20 protein-coding genes are annotated in these 22,859 nt (G+C 75.5%); 14 read left to right on the plus strand and 6 right to left on the minus strand.

Annotated elements, in window-relative coordinates; translation table 11 throughout:
• Positions 1–173: 173 nt before the first annotated feature.
• Complete coding sequence (gene pcrA / locus CHB98_RS01215) at positions 174–2,471, plus strand: DNA helicase PcrA (protein ID WP_089303781.1); 2,298 nt, start codon at positions 174–176, stop codon at positions 2,469–2,471.
• A gap of 90 nt (positions 2,472–2,561) precedes the next feature.
• Here pcrA and CHB98_RS01220 read toward each other — a convergent pair whose 3' ends face one another.
• Together CHB98_RS01220 and CHB98_RS01225 are read right to left on the minus strand one after the other, a co-directional pair.
• A complete protein-coding gene (locus CHB98_RS01220) occupies positions 2,562–3,395 on the minus strand; it encodes a M23 family metallopeptidase (protein ID WP_089303782.1) in 834 nt (277 codons plus the stop codon).
• Positions 3,396–3,752: 357 nt separating this feature from the next.
• A complete protein-coding gene (locus tag CHB98_RS01225; protein ID WP_089303783.1) occupies positions 3,753–4,649 on the minus strand; it encodes an esterase/lipase family protein in 897 nt (298 codons plus the stop codon).
• Positions 4,650–4,807: 158 nt separating this feature from the next.
• On the opposite strand from CHB98_RS01225, the gene CHB98_RS01230 reads away from it, so the two are divergent.
• The 7 genes from CHB98_RS01230 to purH all read left to right on the plus strand — a co-directional run bounded on the left by CHB98_RS01230 (position 4,808) and on the right by purH (position 12,880).
• On the plus strand, positions 4,808–5,872 hold the full coding sequence (locus CHB98_RS01230) for a hypothetical protein (protein WP_089303784.1): 1,065 nt from the start codon (positions 4,808–4,810) through the stop codon (positions 5,870–5,872).
• Positions 5,873–5,967: 95 nt separating this feature from the next.
• A complete protein-coding gene (sucC, locus tag CHB98_RS01235) occupies positions 5,968–7,128 on the plus strand; it encodes an ADP-forming succinate--CoA ligase subunit beta (RefSeq protein WP_089303785.1) in 1,161 nt (386 codons plus the stop codon).
• Between the two features lie 70 nt (positions 7,129–7,198).
• Complete coding sequence (sucD, locus tag CHB98_RS01240; RefSeq protein ID WP_089303786.1) at positions 7,199–8,077, plus strand: succinate--CoA ligase subunit alpha; 879 nt, start codon at positions 7,199–7,201, stop codon at positions 8,075–8,077.
• 349 nt (positions 8,078–8,426) lie between these two features.
• Positions 8,427–9,428, plus strand: a complete 1,002-nt coding sequence (locus CHB98_RS21295) for a hypothetical protein (RefSeq protein WP_179224048.1) — start codon at positions 8,427–8,429, stop codon at positions 9,426–9,428.
• Positions 9,429–9,494: 66 nt separating this feature from the next.
• Positions 9,495–10,691, plus strand: coding sequence for a cell division protein PerM (locus CHB98_RS01250; RefSeq protein ID WP_089303787.1), 1,197 nt, complete (start codon positions 9,495–9,497; stop codon positions 10,689–10,691).
• Positions 10,692–10,721: 30 nt separating this feature from the next.
• Positions 10,722–11,333, plus strand: coding sequence for a phosphoribosylglycinamide formyltransferase (purN, locus tag CHB98_RS01255; protein ID WP_089303788.1), 612 nt, complete (start codon positions 10,722–10,724; stop codon positions 11,331–11,333).
• Positions 11,330–12,880, plus strand: a complete 1,551-nt coding sequence (purH, locus tag CHB98_RS01260; RefSeq protein WP_089303789.1) for a bifunctional phosphoribosylaminoimidazolecarboxamide formyltransferase/IMP cyclohydrolase — start codon at positions 11,330–11,332, stop codon at positions 12,878–12,880. Before purN ends, purH begins: the two co-directional genes overlap by 4 nt.
• Before the next feature lie 299 nt (positions 12,881–13,179).
• Here the strand turns inward: purH and CHB98_RS01265 are convergent, their stop codons facing one another.
• A complete protein-coding gene (locus CHB98_RS01265) occupies positions 13,180–13,722 on the minus strand; it encodes a hypothetical protein (RefSeq protein WP_245820844.1) in 543 nt (180 codons plus the stop codon).
• A gap of 84 nt (positions 13,723–13,806) precedes the next feature.
• On the opposite strand from CHB98_RS01265, the gene CHB98_RS01270 reads away from it, so the two are divergent.
• Genes CHB98_RS01270 through CHB98_RS01285 form a run of 4 tightly spaced genes read left to right on the plus strand, consistent with a single transcriptional unit; the run spans position 13,807 to position 17,241 of the window.
• Positions 13,807–14,676, plus strand: coding sequence for a bifunctional methylenetetrahydrofolate dehydrogenase/methenyltetrahydrofolate cyclohydrolase (locus CHB98_RS01270; protein ID WP_089303790.1), 870 nt, complete (start codon positions 13,807–13,809; stop codon positions 14,674–14,676).
• Complete coding sequence (locus CHB98_RS01275; protein ID WP_089303791.1) at positions 14,676–14,975, plus strand: DUF3017 domain-containing protein; 300 nt, start codon at positions 14,676–14,678, stop codon at positions 14,973–14,975. Before CHB98_RS01270 ends, CHB98_RS01275 begins: the two co-directional genes overlap by 1 nt.
• A gap of 60 nt (positions 14,976–15,035) precedes the next feature.
• The gene (gene mdh, locus CHB98_RS01280; RefSeq protein ID WP_089303792.1) at positions 15,036–15,989 is read left to right on the plus strand and encodes a malate dehydrogenase; all 954 of its coding nucleotides are present in this window, start codon (positions 15,036–15,038) and stop codon (positions 15,987–15,989) included.
• A gap of 37 nt (positions 15,990–16,026) precedes the next feature.
• Entirely contained in the window at positions 16,027–17,241 is a 1,215-nt protein-coding gene (locus CHB98_RS01285; protein ID WP_089303793.1) for an NADP-dependent isocitrate dehydrogenase, read from the plus strand.
• A gap of 227 nt (positions 17,242–17,468) precedes the next feature.
• Here CHB98_RS01285 and CHB98_RS21300 read toward each other — a convergent pair whose 3' ends face one another.
• Positions 17,469–17,639: a hypothetical protein gene (locus CHB98_RS21300; protein ID WP_179224068.1), complete on the minus strand. Its 171-nt coding sequence runs from the start codon at positions 17,637–17,639 to the stop codon at positions 17,469–17,471.
• A 379-nt stretch (positions 17,640–18,018) separates the two neighbouring features.
• The gene (locus CHB98_RS22145; RefSeq protein ID WP_245820845.1) at positions 18,019–19,086 is read right to left on the minus strand and encodes a CAP domain-containing protein; all 1,068 of its coding nucleotides are present in this window, start codon (positions 19,084–19,086) and stop codon (positions 18,019–18,021) included.
• A gap of 201 nt (positions 19,087–19,287) precedes the next feature.
• On the opposite strand from CHB98_RS22145, the gene CHB98_RS01300 reads away from it, so the two are divergent.
• Positions 19,288–20,622, plus strand: a complete 1,335-nt coding sequence (locus CHB98_RS01300) for a hemolysin family protein (RefSeq protein ID WP_089303795.1) — start codon at positions 19,288–19,290, stop codon at positions 20,620–20,622.
• An 81-nt stretch (positions 20,623–20,703) separates the two neighbouring features.
• Here CHB98_RS01300 and galE read toward each other — a convergent pair whose 3' ends face one another.
• Complete coding sequence (gene galE, locus CHB98_RS01305) at positions 20,704–21,660, minus strand: UDP-glucose 4-epimerase GalE (protein WP_089303796.1); 957 nt, start codon at positions 21,658–21,660, stop codon at positions 20,704–20,706.
• A 70-nt stretch (positions 21,661–21,730) separates the two neighbouring features.
• Here galE and hisC point away from each other — a divergent pair, with 70 nt between their 5' ends.
• Positions 21,731–22,843: a histidinol-phosphate transaminase gene (gene hisC, locus CHB98_RS01310; RefSeq protein WP_089303797.1), complete on the plus strand. Its 1,113-nt coding sequence runs from the start codon at positions 21,731–21,733 to the stop codon at positions 22,841–22,843.
• Positions 22,844–22,859: the final 16 nt, after the last annotated feature.

Below are 22,859 nucleotides of genomic sequence, written 5' to 3' on the forward strand. Positions count from 1 at the left end.
TCAGCCAGCGGCGACGGACACCGGATCCCGGTGGCCGTAGGGAAAGCCGACGGTGGCGAGCAGCACGGCGGCGAGTCTGCCACGGGTGCCGCCGGAGGGGCCAGCCCGGTCCCCGGGGACGGCGCGGCGCGACGGCGGGGCGTGTCACCCCGTCGAACTACAGTGGTGTCGTCATGAGCAGCGCCCAGCAGGCCCTCCCGGGCACCGCGTCCCTCCCGCGCTCCGCGACCGGCCAGGTGGGGCGGGAGCTGGACCGGATGCTCGCCGGCCTCAACGGCCCGCAGCGGCAGGCCGTCGTCCACGAGGGCGGCCCGCTGCTCATCGTCGCCGGCGCCGGCTCGGGCAAGACGCGGGTGCTCACCCACCGCATCGCCTACCTGCTGGGCGCGCGCGGCGTGCAGCCGGGGGAGGTCCTGGCGATCACCTTCACCAACAAGGCCGCCGGGGAGATGAAGGAGCGGGTCGCCGCCCTGGTCGGCCCGCGCGCCCGCGCGATGTGGGTGTCCACGTTCCACTCGATGTGCGTGCGCATCCTGCGCGCCGAGGCCGCCAAGCTCGGCATGAAGTCGTCGTTCACCATCTACGACCAGGGCGACTCCGTCCGGCTGATGACGATGGTCGCCCGCGACCTGGACCTCGACGCCAAGCGCCACTCCGGCCGCAGCCTGGCCACCCAGGTGTCCAACCTGAAGAACGAGCTGGTCGACGAGGAGTCGTTCACCCCGGTCACCGCGCCGGAGAAGGTGCTCGCCGAGGCCTACGCGCTCTACCAGCGGCGGCTGCGCGAGGCGCACGCCATGGACTTCGACGACCTGATCATGACGACGGTGCACCTGCTGCAGGCCTTCCCCGACGTCGCGGAGCACTACCGCCGGCGCTTCCGCCACGTGCTGGTCGACGAGTACCAGGACACCAACCACGCGCAGTACGTGCTGGTCCGCGAGCTGGTCGGCACGGGGGAGGGGCCGGTCCCGCCGGCCGAGCTGTGCGTCGTCGGCGACGCCGACCAGTCGATCTACGCCTTCCGCGGCGCGACCATCCGCAACATCGACGAGTTCGAGCGCGACTACCCGCAGGCCACCACGGTCCTGCTGGAGCAGAACTACCGCTCCAGCCAGCGCATCCTGCGGGCGGCCAACCAGGTCATCGCCCGGAACACCGCGCGGCGGCCCAAGAACCTGTGGACCGACGCCGGCGACGGCGAGTTGATCGAGGGCTACGTCGCGGAGAACGAGCACGACGAGGCGGCCTGGGTCGCCGAGCAGATCGACGCGCTGGTCGACGAGGGGCAGGTCCGGCCCGCCGACATCGCGGTCTTCTACCGGACCAACAACGCCTCCCGCGTCTTCGAGGAGGTGTTCATCCGCGTCGGCATGCCCTACAAGGTCGTCGGCGGGGTGCGCTTCTACGAGCGCCGCGAGGTCCGCGACGCGCTGGCCTACCTCAAGCTGGTCGCCAACCCGGCCGACGTGGTGAGCCTGCGCCGGGTCATCAACGTGCCCAAGCGGGGCATCGGGGAGAAGGCCGAGTCCTGCATCGAGTCCTTCGCCGACCGGGAGCGGATCGCCTTCGGGTCCGCGCTGCGCCGGTGCTCGGAGGTCACCACGCTGGCGGCGCGCTCGCTCAAGGCGATCCAGGAGTTCGTCGCGCTGCTGGAGGAGTTCGAGCAGCTGGTCGAGACCGGCTCGGGTCCGGCCGCGCTGCTGGAGAGCATCCTGGACCGCACCGGCTACCTCACCGAGCTGCAGGCCAGCACCGACCCGCAGGACGAGGGCCGCGTCGACAACCTCAACGAGCTCATCTCGGTGGCCGCGGAGTTCGAGGCGGCCAACCCGGGGGGCTCGGTCACCGACTTCCTCGAGCAGGTCTCGCTGGTCGCCGACGCCGACCAGATCCCGGTCGCCGGGGACGACGCCGGCGTGGTCACGCTGATGACCCTGCACACCGCCAAGGGCCTGGAGTTCCCGGTCGTCTTCCTCACCGGCATGGAGGACGGCGTCTTCCCGCACCTGCGCGCCCTCGGGGACCCCCGCGAGCTGGAGGAGGAGCGCCGGCTGGCCTACGTCGGCATCACCCGGGCGCGGCAGCGGCTGTTCCTCTCCCGGGCCACGGTGCGCACCAGCTGGGGGCAGCCGGCCTACAACCCGCCGTCCCGCTTCCTCGACGAGCTGCCGGGGGACACGGTGCACTGGGCGGGCAAGGAGCCGGTGCCCGCGCCGAGCACCGGGTACCGCTCGGCGCAGCAGCGGGTCGCGGCCACCGGGCTGTCCACCGGCGGCCTGCGCGGTGGGGCCGGCAACCGGGCGGTGATCTCCGTCGACGTCGGCGACCGGGTCAGCCACGACGCGTTCGGGCTGGGCACCGTCGTCGAGGTCACCGGTGCCGGCGACAAGGCGCAGGCGACGGTGGACTTCGGCTCGGGCGGCACCAAGCGCCTCGTCCTGCGCTACGCGCCCCTCGTCAAGCTGTAGCGCCGGACCCCGCGTCCGGGAGCTCCCGGTTCACGGCCTGGTCGGCGTCCCCCGACGAGGCGAGCGGGTGCAGAGGGCCGGAGATCGGCGTCAGATGACGACGCCGCGCTCGGCGAGGAACTCCTGCGGGTCGATCGGGCGGCCGTTCATGCCCCCGCCGTGGATCTGGTAGTGCAGGTGCGGGCCGGTCGACTGGCCCTCGTTGCCGATCGTCGCGATCTGGTCCCCGGCGTGCACCAGGTCACCGGCCGCGACGTCGTAGTAGCGCATGTGGCCGTAGACGTGCACGTTGCCGTCGGCGTCCTGGATGTAGACGGCGTTGCCGTACCCGGAGGCCCGCCCGGCGCGGACGACGACCCCGTCGGTGGCCGAGAGGATCGGCGTGCCCAGCGGCCCGGCGAGGTCCAGGCCGTAGTGCATCGTGCCCCAGCGCATGCAGAAGCAGGTGGTGAGCCGGCCCTGCGTGGGCAGCACGGTCTCGGGCTCGCGGGCCGCGCGGGAGGCGGCCAGCTCGCCGAGCCGGGCCTGGGCCTCGGCCTCGCTGATGCCCCGGCGCACGCCGGCGTCCTCCATGTCCCCGCTGAAGCCGACCTCGGTGGCGCCCAGGCCGTAGTCGGCGGCGCTCACCGACAGCCCGGCCGAGTCGGTGCCCAGGGTGCTGGGCACCGCCGCGACCAGCGCGCCGGCGACCAGGGCGGCCAGCCACACCGGCCCGCGGCGGCCCGGCGGGCGGGGCAGCCGGCGACGCGGCCCGGCGGCGGGCTCGGCGGCCTCCGGTGCGCCGGCGGCGTCCCCTGCCACCACGACGTCCGGTGCGACGGTCGCGCGCGCCCCGGTGCGCAGGGCGGCGACGGCCTGGGCGGTGGTGGCCTCGCGATCGGTGCTCGGTCGCTCCAGCAGCGCGGGGCCGGTCGAGCGGATCACGGGGCACCTTCTCCACGAGTGGTCCCCGGCGGGTGCCGCGGGGCGGCCCGTCGGGGCGACGACGGCTGGGACGTCCGGGGACCTCCGCCGGTGGGTACCGACGCCGTGATCGGACCGTAACGATCAGTCAGGGCACGGCCGCTCCTGTGGCGGCACCCGCCGGTGTGTCTGCGCCCGGTGGTGCCAGTGGGACCGCTGTGACGGTGCCGCGGTGACGCCGGGCCGGACCGGTGTGCCGGGCGAGGCAGGAGTGACCGCCGTCCGGAGGCCCCCGCCGCGCACAGTCACGTCCTGGACCGGCCTCCTCGCAGGGTCCCGCCACGAGCCTGCGAGTGGTGGGGGGGAGGAGGTCCTTCTTCAGGCGACGGCGGCCGGCGCGAGGCCGGCGGCGGGCGTCCGGCGGACGCCGGCCAGGGTCACGGCGACCTCGTCGAGGACGCCGCGGTGGAAGGGCAGCGAGGTGTGGCCGACCCCGCGCACCAGCACGTTGCGGGCCTGCAGGTCCGGGTGTTCGCACCGCCCGGCCCGGCTGGGCACCACCACCTGGTCGAGGTCGCTGTAGATCGCGGTCACCGGGGTGCGCAGGCCGGGGGCCGGCTGGGCGAGCTCGCGCAGCACCGCGGACCCCGGACGCAGCTGGCGGACCAGCGGGGTGGGCAGCAGGTGGGCCAGCACCGAGCCGCCGTGCGGCGTCCCGAGCGTCACCAGCGTCTCGACGCGCCGGTCGCCGCCCTGGCGCTGCACGTGGTAGCGGGCGAGCAGGCCGCCGAGGCTGTGCCCGACGACGTGCACCCGCTCGTGCCCGGTCTGCTCGCAGACCCGCTGCAGGTGCTCGCCCAGGTCCGCGGCACCGCGGGCCACGTCGGACAGGAAGGGGCTGTAGTTCCAGGAGCAGACCGAGGTGAAGCCGCGGCGGCGCAGGCTGCGCCGCATCACCGCGAAGATCGAGTGGTTGTCGATCAAGCCGTGCACGAGCACGACGGGGACGCGGGCGGCGAGCGGGTCGGCAGCGAACAGCGCGCGCACCCCGGGCGGCTGCTCGCCGGGACGGCAGCGCGGGTCGATCCGCAGCGGCTCGGCGCGGGCGCCCAGCGGGTACATCAGCACGTGGGCCCCGACGAGGGCCAGCTCGGTCATCCCACCGGTGAACGCGGCCGGGGACAGCAGCGAGCGCAGCAGCTGCCGTGGCGCTCCCTGCCCGCGGCCGCCGGTGTGCGAGGCTGGACCGGGCGCCGGGTCGCTGGGTGACCGCATGGTCCCTCCCCGTCCAGGCTCACCGAGCCGGGTGGTCTCCCCGGGAGCGGTGACTGCCCCTGGATGCCCGGTTCACCCGACGGTAAAGCCGATGTGTGGCGCCCGTCACACCGACGCCACCTGCGTCACCCGTTCGTGACCAGGGAGGGAGGGGTCCCGTGACCGCCCGTGACGGCTCGGCCCGGGTCCGCCCGGCCCGCCCGACGGCGCGGCCGGCGCGCCCGGCCGCCCGCCGCACCGGCCCCCGCCGACCGTCCGGGCCGGCCCCCGTCACGCCCGTCGACGGGCTCGTCCTCGGGGACCCGCCGCTGCTCGGCCGCGTGGTCGGCGTGCTGCTCGTCCTCGCCGGCGTGACCGGCGCCCTCGGCCTGTTCCCCACCTACCTCGTCGTCGGGGGGACGGCCCTGTCCCCGTCCGCCGACGCGGCCGGCCTGCTCGCCGGCCTGCTCGCGCCGGTGGCGGCCGTGGCGGTCGGCGGCGGGCTCGCGGCCGGCCGGGTCCCGCGCTTCGGTCTCGCCTTCGCCGGCATCGGCGGGGGGCCGGCGCTGGGGCTGCTGCTCATCGAGCTCTACCGCGCCAGCACCTCGACGGTGCGGCCGGGCATCGAGGTGATCGCCGGCCAGCGGGTGCTGACCAGCGCGGTCGACGTCCGGGCCGGGTGGGTCCTCGGCGCCGTCGCCCTGGCGCTCACGGTGCTGGCCGGCGTGCTGGCGGTGGCGGCCTGGGGCCGCACGGTCATGGACGACGCCGGCGCGCTGGACCCCGCCCGCCCGGCGCTCGCCGGCGCCGCGGCGCTGCTGGGGGTCCTCGCGGTGCTGTGCCTGGTGCTGCCGGCCGCCGACCTCCCCGACCGCATCGTCACCGACCCGACGACCGGGCTGCAGGTCGTCGTGGAGCAGGAGGGTCCGCAGGGGTTGTTCGAGCGGCCCGGCCTGGCCCTGCTCGGCGGCCTGCTGCTCGCGGGCGCCGTCGTCCTCGGCTCGGTGCTGGCGCCCTCGCTGCGGCCGCGGCTGGCCACCGTCGGCGGCCTGCTGGCCATCGCCGTCGTCGTCCTGTCCGCCGGGCTGGCCGGGCTGCGCGACGCGGTGGTCTCCGGCGACCTCGAGTGGACGCTGCCCGGCGCCGGGCTGCTGCTGGCCGGCCTGGGTCACGTCGCCCTGACCGTGCTGGCCTGGCGGCTGCGTCGGGCGCCGGTCCGGGACCCCTCGGCGGCCGGCGGGTAGCCGCGGGGCCGTGACCTGGGCGGTCGCTGTGACCCCGCGCACCTCCCGACCGCCGGTGCGCGACGACCGTCCGGCGGGGTTTACGGTGCCTGTTCGTGGATCTCTTCGAGTACCAGGCGCGTGACCTGTTGGCCTCGCACGGCGTGCCCGTGCTGCCCGGCGGCGTGGCCGAGACCCCTGAGCAGGCCGAGGCGATCGCGCGGGAGATCGGCGCGCCGGTCGTCGTCAAGGCGCAGGTCAAGACCGGCGGCCGCGGCAAGGCCGGTGGCGTCAAGCTCGCCGGCGACGCCGAGGAGGCCCGCGCGCGGGCGCAGGACATCCTGGGGCTGGACATCAAGGGCCACATCACCCACCGCGTGATGGTCGCCCAGGCCAGCGACATCGCCGAGGAGTACTACTTCTCCTACCTGCTCGACCGCGCCAACCGGACCTTCCTGGCGATGGCCTCGGTCGAGGGCGGCATGGACATCGAGCAGCTCGCCGTCGAGCGCCCCGAGGCCCTGGCCCGCGTCCCCGTGGACGCCACGGTCGGCGTGGACACCGCCAAGGCCGCGGAGATCGTCGACGCCGCCGGCTTCCCCGCCGAGGTGCGCGACCAGGTCGTCGCCATCGCCGTCCAGCTGTGGGACGTCTTCCGCGGCGAGGACGCCACCCTCGTCGAGGTCAACCCGCTGGCCAAGGCGCCCGACGGCACCGTGCTCGCGCTGGACGCGAAGGTGACCCTCGACGAGAACGCCGACTTCCGCCACCCCGAGCACGCCCAGCTCGCGGACGCCGCCTCGGCCAACCCGCTGGAGGCCGCGGCCAAGGAGCGCGGGCTCAACTACGTCAAGCTCGAGGGCCAGGTCGGCATCATCGGCAATGGCGCGGGCCTGGTCATGAGCACCCTGGACGTCGTGGCCTACGCCGGTGAGGAGTTCGGCGGCGTCCGCCCGGCCAACTTCCTCGACATCGGCGGCGGCGCCTCCGCGCAGGTGATGGCCGACGGCCTGCACATCATCCTCTCCGACCCGGACGTGACGAGCGTCTTCGTCAACGTCTTCGGCGGCATCACCTCCTGCGACGCGGTCGCCGACGGCATCGTGTCCGCGCTGGGGATGCTGGGGGACGAGGCGACCAAGCCGCTGGTCGTCCGGCTCGACGGCAACAACGTCGAGGAGGGCCGGCGGATCCTCGCCGAGGCCGCCCACCCACTGGTGACCGTGGTGGACACGATGGACGGCGCCGCGCGCCGGGCCGCCGAGCTCGCCGCCTGAAGGACCCCGCCCCCACCGCCCGCACGCTCGTGGCGGGCCCCTGCAGGGGCCCCCAGAACAGGACCGAGAGATGTCGATCTTCCTCAACGAGAACAGCAAGGTCATCGTCCAGGGCATGACCGGCTCCGAGGGGCGCAAGCACACCCAGCGCATGCTCGCCTCGGGCACGGCCGTCGTGGGGGGCGTCAACCCCAGCAAGGCCGGCCAGAGCGTCGACTTCGACGGCACCTCGGTGCCGGTGTTCGGCAGCGTGGCCGAGGCGGTGAAGGACACCGGCGCCGACGTCAGCGTCGTGTTCGTGCCGCCGAAGTTCGCCAAGGACGCCGTCATGGAGGCCCTGGACGCCGAGATCGGCATGTGCGTGGTCATCACCGAGGGCATCCCGGTGCACGACTCGACGTCTTTCTACGCCCACTCGCAGGGCGGCTCGACCCGGCTCGTCGGCCCGAACTGCCCGGGCCTGATCAGCCCCGGGCGGTCCAACGTCGGCATCATCCCGGCCACCATCGCGCCGAACCCGGGCCGGATCGGCCTGGTCAGCAAGTCCGGCACGCTGACCTACCAGATGATGTACGAGCTGCGCGACATCGGCTTCTCCACCGCCGTCGGCATCGGCGGTGACCCCGTCGTCGGCACCACGCACATCGACTGCCTGCAGGCCTTCCAGGACGACCCGGAGACCGAGGCCATCGTCATGATCGGCGAGATCGGCGGGGACGCCGAGGAGCGCGCCGCCGACTTCATCCGGGCCAACGTCACCAAGCCCGTCGTCGGCTACGTCGCGGGCTTCACCGCGCCCGAGGGCAAGACGATGGGCCACGCGGGCGCGATCGTGTCCGGGTCGGCCGGCACCGCGCAGGCGAAGAAGGAGGCCCTCGAGGCGGCCGGCGTGCGCGTCGGCAAGACCCCGTCGGAGACCGCGCGTCTGATGCGGGAGGTCGTCGGCTGACAGTCCCGGGAGCATCGCAGGGAGCGCCAGCGACCGAGGAGCGGACCGGGGCGCGGAAGCCGACCACGGGGGTCGTCGGCTGACAGTCCCGGGAGCATCGCAGGGAGCGCCAGCGACCGAGGAGCGGACCGGGGCGCGGAAGCCGACCACGGGGGTCGTCGGCTGACAGTCCCGGGAGCATCGCAGGGAGCGCCAGCGACCGAGGAGCGGACCGGGGCGCGGAAGCCGACCACGGGGGTCGTCGGCTGACGGTCCCGCGGGCGGACGGCGGGCGTGTCCGGTCGGCACCCGCGGCAGGCGGTGCCCACGATCGACGCAGTCCCCCGCCGAGCCCGAGGAGTGTCCCGCGATGACCAGTCAGCCGCCGCAGCCACCCGGCGGGGGCTCCGAGGAGCGCCGTCCGGACGGCGGGGGGACCGCGCCGGGGCAGCCACCGCAGGGGCACCCCGGCCAGCAGTACCCCTACGGGCAGCAGCCGTACGGGCAGCCGTACCCGTACGGGCAGCCGCCGCCGTACGGCTACGGCCCGGGCTACCCGCCGCAGCCCTACTACGGGCAGCCCCCGTACGGGCAGCCCCCGTACGGGCAGCAGCCGTACGGGCAGCCGTGGGGCCAGCAGGGGCCGGGCCACCCCGGCTACGGGCCGCCCCCGTACGGCCAGCCGCAGTTCTGGGGCCCGCCCTACGGCCAGCCGTACCCGCCTCAGCAGCCGTACGGCCGTCCCGCCGCCGCGCACGTCGGCCTGGACCGCCGGCGGCTGGACCGCGGCGACGTGCTGGTCGCGGCCAGCTGCGTGGCCTTCCTGCTCTTCGCCGCCCTGCCGTGGTTCACGTTCGACTTCGGGTTCGGCCTAGCCGAGTCGATCAACGGGTTCGACCTCGGGCTGGTCGCGACCGCCGCCGTGCTGCTCGTCCTCGCCGCCGTCTGGTCGTTGCTGCCCGCCGTCGTCGACCTGCGCCTGCCCGTCCCGCGCAGCGTCCTGAGCACGGTCCTGACCTCGCTGGCCCTGCTGCTCACCCTGGTCGGCTGGCTGAGCACGTTCGAGGGCGGCTTCAGCGTCTTCGCCCTGCTCACCCTGCTCGCCGCGGTCGCGGCCGTGGTCTCCTCCGTGCTGGCGCTGCTGCGCTCGGGGCGGTCCGCCACACCCGGGGGCTGGACGCCGCAGCAGCCGGGCGGTCCGTGGGCACCGGCCGGAGGGCAGCCCGTCCCCGGTCAGCAGCCGCTGGGCCCGCCGGCCGGCGCGGCGGAGCCGGGGCCGGAGCAGAGCCGGCCGGCGCCCGACGGGGTGCGCGACGACGACCGGCCGGGCGGCTCGACCGCCTCCGGTACGGGGACCGGCCCGGCGGCGTAGGTCCCCGTCGCGGACCGCCGGGCGCGTACTCCGGCGATCCCGGCCCCGGCTTGGGACAGTGGGCGGGTGGTCTCCCTGCTCGCCCGACTGAGCCTGCCCGGTCAGCGGGACCCGGACGCCCGCGGCCCTTGGCAGGCCGCCGTCCTCGCCGCCCTGGCGGCCGGGGCCGTCACGGTGCTCGGGCTGCTCGGGGTGGGTCTCGCGTCGGTCGTCGTGCAGACCCTCGACCCGGCCGGCGGGCTGCCCGTCGCCGACTCCGCCCGCCTGGCCGGACGGCTGTGGCTGCTCGCCCAGGGCGGCGGTCTGGCGCCGGCGTCCGGCCCGCTGGTGCTGGCCCCGCTGCTGCTCACCCTCGCCGTGGCCTGGGGTCTGAGCAGTGCCGGCCGCGGCGTCGTCCGCGCCTGCGACGTCGCGGGCGGGCGGGCGGTGGCCGCCGTCGTCGTCGCCGCCGCCGCAGCGCACACGCTGCTCACCGTGCTCGTCGCGTTGCTGGCCGGCACCCCGCGGGTGCCGGTCGACCTGCTGCGGTCCGCGGCCGGTGGCGCCGTCCTCGCGGTGCTCGCCGTCGGCTGGGGGGCCGCGCGGGACTCCCGCCTGCTCGACGACGTCCTCGACCGGCTGCCCGGGCCGGTGCGGCCGCTGCTGCGCGCCGTCGCGGCCGGGCTGCTGACCGCCGTGGCGCTGGCGCTGGTCGTGGTCGCCGTCGCCGCCGCCGCCGACACCGCGGGGTACGCGGCGCTGGCGGGCTCCCTCGGCGGGGCCGGCGCCGGCGCGGTCGGGCTGCTGGTGCTCGGCGTGCTGCTGCTGCCCAACGCCGCGGCGGCCGCGATCGGCCTGGCCGCCGGGCCGGGCTTCGCCGTCGGCAGCGGCACGCTGGTCTCCGTGCACGGGGTCACCCTGGGCGCAGTCCCGGCCCTGCCGCTGCTGGCCGCGCTGCCCGACACCCAGGCGGTGCCGCTGCTGGCCTTCGCCTCCCAGGCGGTGCCCGCGCTCGCCGGCCTGGTGGCCGGCGGGACGCTCGGCCGGTGGCTGGACGACGACGACGCCGGCTCGGTGGTGGCCGGGCTGTGGGGCGTGCTCGCCGGCGTGCTGCTCGGGGTGGCGTGCGGCCTGTTCGCGTTCGCCGGCGCCGGGTCGCTGGGCGACGGCGCGCTGGCCGGCGTCGGGGCACCGCCGGTCGCGACCGGCCTGGCCGTCGCCCTCCAGGCGGGCGTCGCCGCCGGCCTGGCGGCCGCCGTCACCCGCTGGCGCTCCCTGGGCTGAGGGGGCCGGGGTGCTTATAGGGTCCTGGCCGTGCCCGCAGCCGAGCAGTCCGCGCGGGCGCGGGTCGTCGTCCTGCTCTCGGGCACCGGGTCGCTGGGCGAGGCGCTGCTCACCGCGGCGGAGGCCCCGGACTACCCGGCGGGCGTGGTCGCCGTCGGCAGCGACCGGGACGCCCCGGGGCTGGAGCACGCCCGGCGCCGCGGCGTCCCCGCCTTCACCTGCGCGCTGCGCGACCACCCCGACCGCGCCACCTGGGACGCCGCGCTGGCCGCCGCGATCGCCGCGCACCGCCCGGACCTGGTGGTCTCCGCGGGCTTCATGAAGCTCGTCGGCCCTGCCGTGCTGGGCGCCTTCGGCGGCCGGCTGCTCAACACCCACCCCGCGCTGCTGCCGGCCTTCCCCGGCGCGCACGCCGTCCGCGACGCCCTCGCCGCCGGCGCCCGGGTCACCGGCTGCACGGTGCACTGGGTGGACGCCGGCGTCGACACCGGCCCGGTCATCGCCCAGCGGGAGGTGCCCGTCCTCCCGGGGGACGACGAGGCGCGGCTGCACGCACGGATCAAGGACGTGGAGCGCGAGCTCCTGGTGGAGACGGTGGCGGGGCTCGTCACCTCCCGGACGACGAGGAAGAGCACCCGATGAGCGACCGCACCCCCGTCCGCCGCGCGCTGCTGGGCGTGTACGACAAGGCCGGCATCGAGGAGCTCGCCCGCGGGCTGGCCGACGCCGGCGTGGAGCTGGTGAGCACCGGCGCGACCGCCCGCCGCATCGCCGACGCCGGGGTGCCGGTCATCCCGGTGGAGCAGGTCACCGGCTTCCCGGAGTGCCTGGACGGGCGGGTGAAGACGCTGCACCCGGCGGTGCACGCCGGCATCCTGGCCGACCGCCGCCTGCCCGCCCACGTGCAGCAGCTCGAGGAGCTCGGCATCGCGCCGTTCGACCTCGTCGTGGTCAACCTGTACCCGTTCACCGACACGGTGGCCTCCGGGGCCGGCCCCGACGAGTGCGTGGAGCAGATCGACATCGGCGGCCCGGCGATGGTCCGCGCCGCGGCCAAGAACCACCCGTCGGTCGCCGTCGTCGTCGACCCGGCCCGCTACGGCGACGTGCTGGCCGCCGTCGCCGCCGGCGGGTTCACCCTCGCCGACCGGCGGTCCCTGGCCGCCGCCGCCTTCCGGCACACGGCGGCCTACGACGTCGCCGTCGCCTCGTGGATGGGCAGCGTGCTCGCCCCGGACGACGACTCCGGCTTCCCGGCGTGGGCGGGCGCGACCTGGGAGCGCGCCGACGTGCTCCGTTACGGCGAGAACCCGCACCAGCGGGCCGCGCTGTACCGCAGCGACCGGCCCGGGCTGGCGCACGCCGAGCAGCTGCACGGCAAGCAGATGTCCTACAACAACTACGTCGACACCGACGCCGCCTGGCGGGCCGCGCACGACCACGCCGACCCGTGCGTGGCGATCGTCAAGCACGCCAACCCCTGCGGCATCGCCGTCGGCACCGACGTCGCCGCCGCGCACCGCAAGGCGCACGCCTGCGACCCGGTGTCCGCCTTCGGCGGGGTCATCGCCGCCAACCGGGAGGTCGACCTCGCCGTCGCCGAGCAGGTCGCCGAGGTGTTCACCGAGGTCGTCGTCGCGCCGTCCTTCACCGAGGACGCCCTGCAGGTGCTCCGCGCGAAGAAGAACATCCGGCTGCTGCGGCTGCCCGGGGACGCCCGGCCGGGCACCGAGCTGCGGCCGGTCGGCGGCGGGCTGCTGCTGCAGACCGCCGACCGCATCGACGCCCCCGGTGACGACCCCACCACCTGGACGCTGGCCTGCGGCGCGCCGCTGGACGCCGCCGGCCTGGACGACCTGGTGTTCGGCTGGCGCTCGGTCCGCGCGGTGAAGAGCAACGCCATCCTGCTGGCCCACGACAAGGCCACCGTCGGTGTGGGCATGGGCCAGGTGAACCGGGTGGACGCCGCCCGCCTCGCGGTGGCCCGGGCGGGGGAGCGGGCCACCGGCGCCGTCGCCGCCTCCGACGCCTTCTTCCCGTTCGCCGACGGCCTGCAGGTGCTGCTCGACGCCGGGGTGCGCGCGGTCGTCCAGCCCGGCGGCTCGGTGCGCGACGAGGAGGTCGTGGCGGCCGCGGCCGCGGCCGGGGTGCCGCTGTACCTGACCGGCACCCGGCACTTCGCCCACTGATGCCGCCGCCGCGCCCGCACGTCGGGCCCCCTGGGGCCGGCGCGGTCGTCGAGGACGCGGACCTCGCCCGCGTGGACTGACGGAGGACCCCGTCCTCCCCACCGCTCGCGAGCTCGCGGCGGGTCCCGGGACGGGGCCGCGGGAGGCCGACCTGGGGGGCAGCGGGGTCCTCCCACTGCGGGGCGCGTCGACCGACGCCGTCGACTGGCGTGGCCTGGACCTGACCGGCGTGTCCCTCGACCTCGAGCAGGCGGTCCAGGACGCCCGCGCCCACGGCGCCCTCGTGCGCTGAGGGCGCGCTACCGCCGGCGGGGACCGGTGGCGAGCGCCGAGAGCGCGCCGAGCAGGCCGAGCACCGGGACGGCGAGCGCGCACCACAGGCCGGTGTCGATCGTCGCGGCGTCCCAGCCGACGGCGGCCAGCGGCACCGCCACCGCGACGGCGGCCACCAGGGCCACCAGCAGGGCCAGCACCCCCAGGGCGCGGTGCGAGCGGGCCGGCACGAGGACGAGCAGGCCGAGCAGGCCCAGCGCGGCGCCGGCCAGGACGACGGCCACCGGCTGCCAGAACCCGTCCGCGAGCAGCCGCGCGACGCCGCCCGCGGCCAGGTCGTCCCACCCGCGGCGGACCAGGTCCGCGCCGGTGAGGTCGCTGCCGGGCAGCCAGCGCAGCAGCAGGCTCAGGCCGGCGGCGGTGCCGGCCAGGAGCAGCAGCAGGCCGGCCAGGCCGGCGGGGCGCCGCCGGCGCACCGGGCGGTCCGGGTGCTCCGGCACGGTCCGCGGCGCGTAGCCGGCGGGCGGCGGCGGGACGGGCGTGGGGCCGGGCCGCTCGCGCTCGCTCATCACCACTCCTCGCCGGAGGACGCCACCGGCGGGCCCGGGGCGCGGTGGCAGGCGCCGGCCGGTCCTCCGGCAGACTGTCCCACCGTGGCGGCGACGACTCTGGACGGCAAGGCGACCGCAGCGGCCATCCGCGGGGAGCTGACCGAGCGGGTCGCCGCCCTGACCGCGGCCGGCCACCGCCCGGGGCTGGGCACGCTCCTGGTCGGCGACGACCCGGGGAGCCGCTGGTACGTCAACGCCAAGCACTCCGACTGCGCGCAGGTCGGCATCGCCAGCATCCAGCGCGAGTTGCCGGCCACTGCCACCCAGGCCGACGTCCTCGCGGTCGTCGCCGAGCTCAACGCCGACCCGGACTGCACCGGGTACATCGTGCAGCTGCCGCTGCCGGCCGGGATCGAGGAGAGCGCCGTCCTCGAGGCGGTGGACCCGGCCAAGGACGCCGACGGCCTGCACCCGGTCAACCTCGGCCGGCTGGTCCTGAACGTCCCGGGCCCGCTGCCCTGCACCCCGGTCGGCATCGTGGAGCTGCTGCGCCGCTACGACGTGCCGATCGCCGGCGCCGAGGTCGTCGTCGTCGGCCGGGGCATCACCGTCGGCCGCCCGCTCGGCCTGCTGCTCACCCGCCGCAGCGAGAACGCCACGGTGACCCTGTGCCACACCGGCACCCGCGACCTCGCTGCGCACCTGCGCCGCGCCGACGTCGTGGTCGCCGCGGCCGGCGTCCCCGGTCTGGTCACCCGGGACGTCGTCAAGCCCGGCGCCGCCGTCCTCGACGTCGGGGTCAGCCGGGTCGACGGGAGGATCGCCGGGGACGTCGCCCCCGACGTGGTCGACGTCGCCGGGCACGTCGCCCCCAACCCCGGCGGGGTCGGGCCGATGACCCGGGCGATGCTGCTGCGCAACGTCGTCCTGGCCGCCGAGCAGGCCGCCGCCGCGCACGCCCTGTCGGCCTGATGACCCGCCCGCCGCTCTACACCCGCCGGCCGTTCCTGGCCGGCCTGCTGCGGCAGCTGCCGCTGCTGGTGGTGCTGCTCGCGGTGGGCACCGGCCTGCTGATGGTCACCTTCGAGCACTGGCGGCGCGGGCTGGTCGTCGTCGGCCTGGCGCTGGTCGGCGGCGGGCTGCTGCGGCTGCTCCTCCCGCTGCGCCGGGTCGGGTTCCTCGCCGTCCGCAGCCGGCCGGTGGACGTCGTCATGATGGCCGGCGTCGGGCTGACGCTGACCGCCGTCGCCCTCGCCGTCCCGGGGGAGTAGACCGGCCCCTCGCCGGACCCGACCAGGCGCGGGGACCGCCCCGCCGCTAGGTTGGCCGCCATGGCAGAGCAGCGCAGGAACGGCAAGGTGACCGTCGTCGGTGCCGGCTTCTACGGCTCCACCACGGCGCTCCGGCTGGCGGAGTACGACGTCTTCGAGACCGTCGTGCTGACCGACATCGTCGAGGGCAAGCCCGAGGGCCTGGCCCTCGACATGAACCAGTCCCGCCCGATCGAGGGCTTCGAGACGAAGGTGGTCGGCGTCGGCGGCGGCTCCTACGAGGGCACCGAGGGCTCCGACGTCGTCGTCATCACCGCCGGCCTGCCGCGCAAGCCCGGCATGAGCCGCATGGACCTCATCGAGACCAACGCGTCGATCGTCCGGCAGGTGGCCGAGAACGTCGCGCAGACCTCGCCGGACGCCGTCGTCATCGTCGTGTCCAACCCGCTGGACGAGATGACCGCGCTGGCCCAGCTGGCCACCGGCTTCCCGAAGGCGCGGGTGATGGGCCAGGCCGGCATGCTCGACACCGCCCGGTTCACCAACAACGTCGCCGAGGAGCTCGGCGTCCCGGTCTCCTCCGTGCAGACCCTGACCCTCGGCTCGCACGGCGACACGATGGTCCCGGTGCCCTCGCGCTGCACCGTCGACGGCAAGCCGCTCGCCGACGTGCTCCCCGCCGACCGCATCGAGCACCTCGTCGACCGGACCCGCAACGGCGGCGCCGAGGTGGTCGCGCTGCTCAAGACCGGGTCGGCCTACTACGCGCCGTCGGCCGCCGCCGCCCGCATGGCCCGCGCGGTCATGGAGGACTCCGGCGCGGTCATGCCGGTGTGCGCCTGGGTGGACGGCGAGTACGGCATCTCCGGGGTCTACCTCGGGGTGGAGGCCGAGATCAGCCGCCAGGGGGTGCGCCGGGTGGTCGAGGGCGACCTGACCGAGAGCGAGCTGGCCGGACTGCGCGAGGCCGCGGAGGCCGTGCGCGCCAAGCAGGCCGACGTAGCCGACCTCTGAGCGCGTTGCTCAGAGCTGCAGAGAGGGAAACCACGACGTGAGCAAGATCAAGGTCGAGGGAACCGTCGTCGAGCTGGACGGCGACGAGATGACCCGGATCATCTGGCAGTTCATCAAGGACCAGCTGATCCTCCCGTACCTCGACGTCAACCTCGAGTACTACGACCTGGGCATCGAGAAGCGCGACGAGACCGACGACCAGATCACCGTCGACGCGGCCAACGCGATCAAGCAGCACGGGGTCGGCGTCAAGTGCGCCACCATCACGCCCGACGAGGCCCGGGTCGAGGAGTTCGGCCTCAAGAAGATGTGGCGCTCCCCGAACGGGACGATCCGCAACATCCTCGGCGGCGTCATCTTCCGCGAGCCGATCATCATGCAGAACGTGCCGCGGCTGGTGCCGGGCTGGACCAAGCCGATCGTCGTCGGCCGCCACGCCTTCGGTGACCAGTACCGGGCCACGGACTTCCGCTTCCCCGGCGAGGGCACGCTGACGGTGACCTTCACGCCGAAGGACGGCTCGGCGCCGATCGAGCACGAGGTGTTCCAGTCGCCGGGCGCCGGTGTCGCGCTGGCCATGTACAACCTCGACGAGTCCATCCGCGACTTCGCCCGCGCCTCGATGAACTACGGCCTGGACCGCGGCTACCCGGTCTACCTGTCGACGAAGAACACGATCCTCAAGGCCTACGACGGCCGGTTCAAGGACCTCTTCGCCGAGGTCTTCGAGGCCGAGTTCGAATCCCGGTTCGACGAGGCCGGCATCACCTACGAGCACCGCCTCATCGACGACATGGTCGCCGCCTCCCTCAAGTGGGAGGGCGGGTACGTCTGGGCGTGCAAGAACTACGACGGCGACGTGCAGTCCGACACCGTGGCGCAGGGCTTCGGCTCCCTGGGCCTGATGACGTCGGTGCTGCTGAGCCCCGACGGCCGCACCGTCGAGGCGGAGGCCGCCCACGGCACGGTGACCCGGCACTTCCGCCAGCACCAGCGCGGCGAGCAGACCTCGACCAACCCGATCGCGTCGATCTTCGCCTGGACGCGGGGCCTGGCCCACCGCGGCAAGCTGGACGGCACCCCCGAGGTGACCCGGTTCGCCGAGACCCTGGAGAAGGTCTGCATCGACACCGTCGAGAGCGGCCAGATGACCAAGGACCTCGCGCTGCTGATCTCCCGCGACCAGCCGTGGCTGAACACCCAGGACTTCCTGGCGGCCATCGACGACAACCTGCAGAAGGCCATGGCCTGACGCAGCGGCGAGCTGCAGCGGCCCCCCACCTCAGGGTGGGGGGCCGCTGGCGTCCTCGGTCCCTGCCGCCGGCTGCCTCGTGTCGCTGTGCGGGTGACGGGGCGGCAGTCGTCGCTCTCGTGGCGTCATGCGCCGACGAGCGTCACCTCCGCTCCCGTGATGACGGTGACCGCAGGCCGCGGACGACCGCCTCCACCCGGCTCACGGTGCTCCTCGCCGCGGTTCGGTCAGTCGCCGTCCGCGTCGCCGGAGCCGCCGTCGGCCCACGGCACCGGGTCGCCTCGCCAGCCGGCAGGCGGGGGAACCGGCTCGGAGTGCACCTCGACCTGCTCCTCCAGCGGCACCTGGGCGCTGGCGTAGAACTCGTCCGCCGGGAGGCGGTACCTGTTGTCCGGCATGGGTGCAGCGTGGCATCCGGGATGCCCGAGGGGGAGCTCGACGCGCCTCTCTCGCGCGTCGCCGCATCCGGCTGCTGCGGACGACGGCGCGCCTGTGGACGACCGGAGTCGCCCGGCCACGTCCGGGTGCCTCGTCGCGGTCCCGCAGCACACCGTGCGGGACCGGGAGGGCCGGTTCGTGGCCCGGGTCGACCTGGCGTTCCCCGAGCACCGGGTGGCGGTCGAGTACGACGGCGCCTGGCACGGGGACCCCGGACAGCTCGGCCGTGACCGGTGGCGGCTCGACGCACTCGTCGCCGCGGGTCGGACCGTCCTGCACGTGACCGCAGCCGACCTCCGGCGGCCCGAGGAGCTCGTCGCCCTCGTCCGCGCCCTGGGATCAGGAGCCGAACAGCTGGGTCCACCACGGGCCGCCGGGGCCCTCGGCGACGCCCACCCCGAGCTTCGTCAGGTCGCAGTCCAGGATGTTGGCGCGGTGGCCCGGGCTCTCCAGCCAGGCCCTCATCACCGCGGCCGCGTCGGCCTGGCCGTAGGCGATGTTCTCCGCCCGCGAGTAGTCGATGCCCGCCCGCTCGGCCCGGTCGAACGGCGACAGGCCCTCCGGGCTGGTGTGCGAGAAGTAGTCGCGGTCGCGCATGTCGGCGCTGTGCGCCCGCGCCACCGCGGCCAGGGCCGGGTCGGCGGCGACCGGCGCGCAGCCGGCGGCGGTGCGCGCCGCGTTGACCAGCACCAGCACCGCGGTCTCCGCGGAGGGGTCGGCGGGCGCCGCGGCCGCTGCGACGGGGGCGGGCGCGGTCTCCGTCGGGGCGGCGGGCACGCGGGCCTCCCGGGCCGGCTGCGAGGCCCGCGGGGTCCCGGCCGCCTCGGTCGGCGCGGGCCGCGAGGCCGCCCCGGCCCGCGGCGCCGGCGTGGCGCCCGGCGCCGGCGCCGCGGCCGGCGGGTCGGCCGGGCTCACCGGGGCGGGCACCGCGGCCGGCGGTGCCTCGGGGACCGGCGCGGGGGCCGGGGCGTCGCCGTCCACGCCCATCCGCACCAGCGGCTGGGCCACCGAGCCGCCCGCGGGCGCCGAGCCCGACGACCCGGACGACGACCAGGCGGACCCGTCCCGCGAGGCGCCGTCCCACGAGGAGCCATCCGACGCGGACCGGTCGAGCGGAGGGGGCGAGGAGGACGACGGGTCGGACGACCACCAGGACGACCACCACGACGAGCCGTCGGGCTCCTCGGTGTCCCGGGCGGGGGCGGACCGGCCGGCGGAGGTCGACTCGAGCGCCACCGGGTCGGTGAAGCTGGTCACCGCACCGGAGACCGCGGGCACGCCGAGCGCGACCAGGGCGACGGCACCGGCGACGCCCAGGAGGGGCACCACACGGGTCAGCCGCAGCAGCCGGATCCACCGGAGCAGGCCCGCGACGACGCGGGAGGCGAGCGGCGGGCCCGACGGCATGTGGTGCACCACAGCTGATCTCCAAGTGCTAGATCACGATTCGTTACTCTGGCAAGACTAGCCGTATGCACAGCGTGATCGGCAGTGGGCTGTGACCGAGGTCACCCGTCGCGCGGTGATCGCCTCGGGTGGTGCTCTCGCGAGGTCGAGCGGGCAGCATGGACGCCGTCCGTCACCCCCTTCGACAGGAGCACGCCGCCGGTGAGCGACGTCTGGCTCAACATCGTGATGGTCGTCGTCTTCGTCCTGATCGGCGGCGCCTTCTCGGGAGCGGAGATCGCCCTGGTCTCCCTCCGGGAGTCCCAGGTGCGGGCGATGGCCGAGAACGGCGGGCGGCGGGGCAAGGCCGTGCAGCGGCTGCTCAGCGACCCCAACCGCTTCCTGGCCGCGGTCCAGGTCGGCGTCACCCTCGCCGGCTTCTTCTCCGCCGCCTTCGGCGCCAGCACGCTGTCCGAGCCGCTGGCCGACGTGCTCGTGGGGCTGGGGGTGCAGCAAAGCCTCGCCGGCACGCTGGCCTTCGTCCTGGTGACGATCGCGATCAGCTACCTGTCCCTGGTCGTGGGGGAGCTGACCCCCAAGCGGCTGGCGCTGCAGCGGGCCGAGGGCTTCTCCCTGCTGGTCGCCGCACCGCTCAACGCCATCGCCACCCTGTCCCGCCCGGTCATCTGGCTGCTGTCCCGGTCGACCAACGTGCTGGTGCGGCTGCTGGGTGGCGACCCGCGGGCGAGTGGCGAGTCGATCAGCCAGGAGGAGCTGCGCGACCTGGTCACCGCGCACGAGTCGCTGAGCTCCGACGAGCGCCGGCTCATCGGCGAGGTGTTCCGCGCCGGTGACCGGGAGGTCCGCGAGGTCATGACGCCGCGCACCGAGGTCGACTTCCTCGAGGCGTCGATGACCGCCAGCCGGGCGGCCAAGCAGGTCGCGGACTCCAGCCACTCCCGCTACCCGGTCGTCGGCCGCGACGAGGACGACGTCCTGGGCTTCGTGCACGTCCGCGACCTGTTCCTGCCCAACCACCCGGCCGGCCGCGCGGCGACCGTCGGCGACCTCGTGCGCGAGGTCAAGCGGCTGCCGGGCACCGCCGGCGTCCTCACCGCCCTGTCGGAGATGCGGCGGGAGAACCACCACCTGGCGATCGTCGCCGACGAGTACGGCGGCACCGACGGCATCGTCACCCTCGAGGACCTCATCGAGGAGGTCATCGGGGAGATCTACGACGAGTACGACGAGGACGTCGCCGACGGCGGGGACGCCCGGCCCGACGGCCCGCAGGAGGTCGACGGGCTGCTCAACCTCGACGACTTCGCGCAGACGACCGGCCTGCGGCTCCCCGAGGGGCCCTACGAGACCGTGGCGGGCTACGTGCTCGCCGAGCTCGGCCGGTTGCCCGTGGTCGGCGACACCGTCGACGTGGAGGGCCGCACGGTGACCGTCCTGGAGCTCGACGGGCGCCGGATCGCGCGGATGTCGGTCAGCCGGGCCCCGGAGCCGGAGATCGACCCGGCCCAGGTGCCGACCGGGACGATCGGCAGCTGAGGGAGGACCCTCCTTGCCCCCCACCACTCGCCGGCTCGCGGCGGGACCCTGCAGGAGGGCCGAGGGCAGCGGGGTCCCTCCTCAGGCCCGCGTGCGGGCGGTGTCCCAGGCGTCGCGGACGATGCCGGCCAGGTCGGTGTGCCGCGGCGTCCAGCCCAGGTCGGCGCGGATCTCCTCGCTGGAGGCGACCAGCTGCGCGGGGTCCCCGGCCCGCCGTTCCCCGACGACGACGGGGACCGGGTGCCCGGTGACCTCGCGGACGGCGTCGACCACCTGCTGCACCGAGAAGCCGGTGCCGTTGCCCAGGTTGTAGACGCGGTGCTCGCCCGGCGACGGCGCGGTCAGCGCGAGCAGGTGGGCGTCGCTGAGGTCCTCGACGTGGATGTAGTCGCGGATGCAGGTGCCGTCCGGCGTCGGGTAGTCCTCGCCGTAGACGGTCAGGTGCTCCCGCTGCCCGGCGGCGACCTGCAGGGCGATCGGGATGAGGTGGGTCTCGGTGGTGTGCCGCTCGCCCAGGCCGTGCGCGGCGCCGGCCACGTTGAAGTAGCGCAGGCTCACCGCCGCGAAGTCGTGCGCCGCCGCGTAGGAGGTGAGCATCGCGTCGACGGCCAGCTTGGTCGCGCCGTAGGTGTTGGTCGGCCGGGTCGGGGCGTCCTCGCGGATGGGCACCTGCTCGGGCTCGCCGTAGGTCGCCGCCGTCGAGGAGAACACGATCCGGCGGCAGTCGACCGCGCGCATGGCCTCCAGCAGCGCCAGCGACCCGCACACGTTGGTGTCCCAGTAGGCCTGCGGCTCCACCTGGGACTGCCCGACCAGGCTCTTGGCCGCGAAGTGCAGCACCGCCTCGGGCCGGACGTCGGCCAGCACGGGGGCCGAGTCGTGCAGCGACGCCTGCACCAGCCGGGCCCCCTCGGGCACCGCGTCGGCGTGCCCGGTGGACAGGTCGTCGAGCACGGTCACCTCGTGGCCGCCCGCCAGCAGTGCGGCGGTGACTACGCTGCCGATGTAGCCGGCCCCACCGGCGACGAGAACGCGCATGCGCCCACCCTAGATCCGCGCGCGGACCCCCACCCCGCGCGACGCGGAGGCGCGGTCAGGAGGCACGGACGTGGTCAGCGCACGACCGGCGGTGCAGTCGCTGCCCGCCTACCGGCCCGGACGCAACCCGGCCGACCTCGCCCGCGAGATCGGCGTCGAGCGGGCGGTCAAGCTGGCCAGCAACGAGGTGGCCTTCCCGCCGCTGCCGGCCGTCGTCGAGGCCATCGCCGCCGCGGCGGGGGAGACCCACCGCTACCCCGACAACGGCGCCGTCGTCCTCACCGGCGCGCTGGCCCGGCGCTACGGCGTCGACCCCGCGCAGGTCGTGACCGGCTGCGGCGCGGTCATGCTGTGCCAGCAGGTCGCCCAGTCGTTCACCGACCCGGGCACGGCCATGGCCTTCGCCTGGCGGTCCTTCGAGATGTACCCGCTGCTGGCCCGGGTGGCCGGGGCGCGGGCCGTGCAGGTGCCCCTGGTGCCCGGCCGCCCCGGCGGCTCCGCCGACACCCACGACCTCGGGGCCCTGGCCGCGGCGGTCGACGACGACACCCGCGTGGTCTTCGTGTGCAACCCGAACAACCCCACCGGGACGGCGGTCCGCCGCGCGCCGCTCGAGCGCTTCCTGGACGCCGTCCCCGCCGACACCCTCGTCGTCCTCGACGAGGCCTACCGCGAGTTCGTCACCGACCCCGACGTCCCCGACGGGCTGGAGCTGATGCGGGGCCGGCCCAACGTGGCCGTGCTGCGCACCTTCTCCAAGGCGTGGGGGCTGGCCGGGCTGCGGGTCGGCTACCTGGTGGCGGAGGACCCCGCCGTCGCGGACGCGGTGCGCCGGACGCACGTGCCGTTCAGCGTCTCCACCCTCGCCCAGGCCGCCGCCGTCGCCGCACTGGCCAGCGAGGAGGAGGTGCGCCGGCGCGTCGCGGCGGTCACCGCCGAGCGGGAGCGGCTCGCCGCGGAGCTGCGCGGGCGCGGCCTGGAGGTCTCCGACAGCCAGGCCAACTTCGTCTGGCTGCCGGTGGGGGAGCAGGCCGCCGACCTCGCCGCCGCGCTGGAGTCCCGGGCCGTCATCACCCGGCCCTTCGCCGGCGAGGGGATCCGGGTCACCGTGGGCACGCCCGAGGAGGACGACGTCTTCCTCGACGCCCTGGACCGGGTGCGGCCGGCCGCGACGGTCGGCTGACCCCGCCGGTGCGGAC

The organism is Geodermatophilus pulveris, from assembly GCF_900188375.1.
GTDB classification, from domain to species: domain Bacteria; phylum Actinomycetota; class Actinomycetes; order Mycobacteriales; family Geodermatophilaceae; genus Geodermatophilus; species Geodermatophilus pulveris.

What these genes read in the sequence shown, in the direction of transcription:
- CHB98_RS21300 (WP_179224068.1), bottom strand. Translation starts at nt 17,639, where the DNA reads ATGCCGGACAACAGGTACCGCCTCCCGGCGGACGAGTTCTACGCCAGC.
- CHB98_RS21295 (WP_179224048.1), top strand. Translation starts at nt 8,427, where the DNA reads ATGACCAGTCAGCCGCCGCAGCCACCCGGCGGGGGCTCCGAGGAGCGC.
- CHB98_RS22145 (WP_245820845.1), bottom strand. Translation starts at nt 19,086, where the DNA reads ATGCCGTCGGGCCCGCCGCTCGCCTCCCGCGTCGTCGCGGGCCTGCTC.
- galE (WP_089303796.1), bottom strand. Translation starts at nt 21,660, where the DNA reads ATGCGCGTTCTCGTCGCCGGTGGGGCCGGCTACATCGGCAGCGTAGTC.
- CHB98_RS01225 (WP_089303783.1), bottom strand. Translation starts at nt 4,649, where the DNA reads ATGCGGTCACCCAGCGACCCGGCGCCCGGTCCAGCCTCGCACACCGGC.
- CHB98_RS01265 (WP_245820844.1), bottom strand. Translation starts at nt 13,722, where the DNA reads ATGAGCGAGCGCGAGCGGCCCGGCCCCACGCCCGTCCCGCCGCCGCCC.
- mdh (WP_089303792.1), top strand. Translation starts at nt 15,036, where the DNA reads ATGGCAGAGCAGCGCAGGAACGGCAAGGTGACCGTCGTCGGTGCCGGC.
- purH (WP_089303789.1), top strand. Translation starts at nt 11,330, where the DNA reads ATGAGCGACCGCACCCCCGTCCGCCGCGCGCTGCTGGGCGTGTACGAC.
- sucD (WP_089303786.1), top strand. Translation starts at nt 7,199, where the DNA reads ATGTCGATCTTCCTCAACGAGAACAGCAAGGTCATCGTCCAGGGCATG.
- CHB98_RS01275 (WP_089303791.1), top strand. Translation starts at nt 14,676, where the DNA reads ATGACCCGCCCGCCGCTCTACACCCGCCGGCCGTTCCTGGCCGGCCTG.
- pcrA (WP_089303781.1), top strand. Translation starts at nt 174, where the DNA reads ATGAGCAGCGCCCAGCAGGCCCTCCCGGGCACCGCGTCCCTCCCGCGC.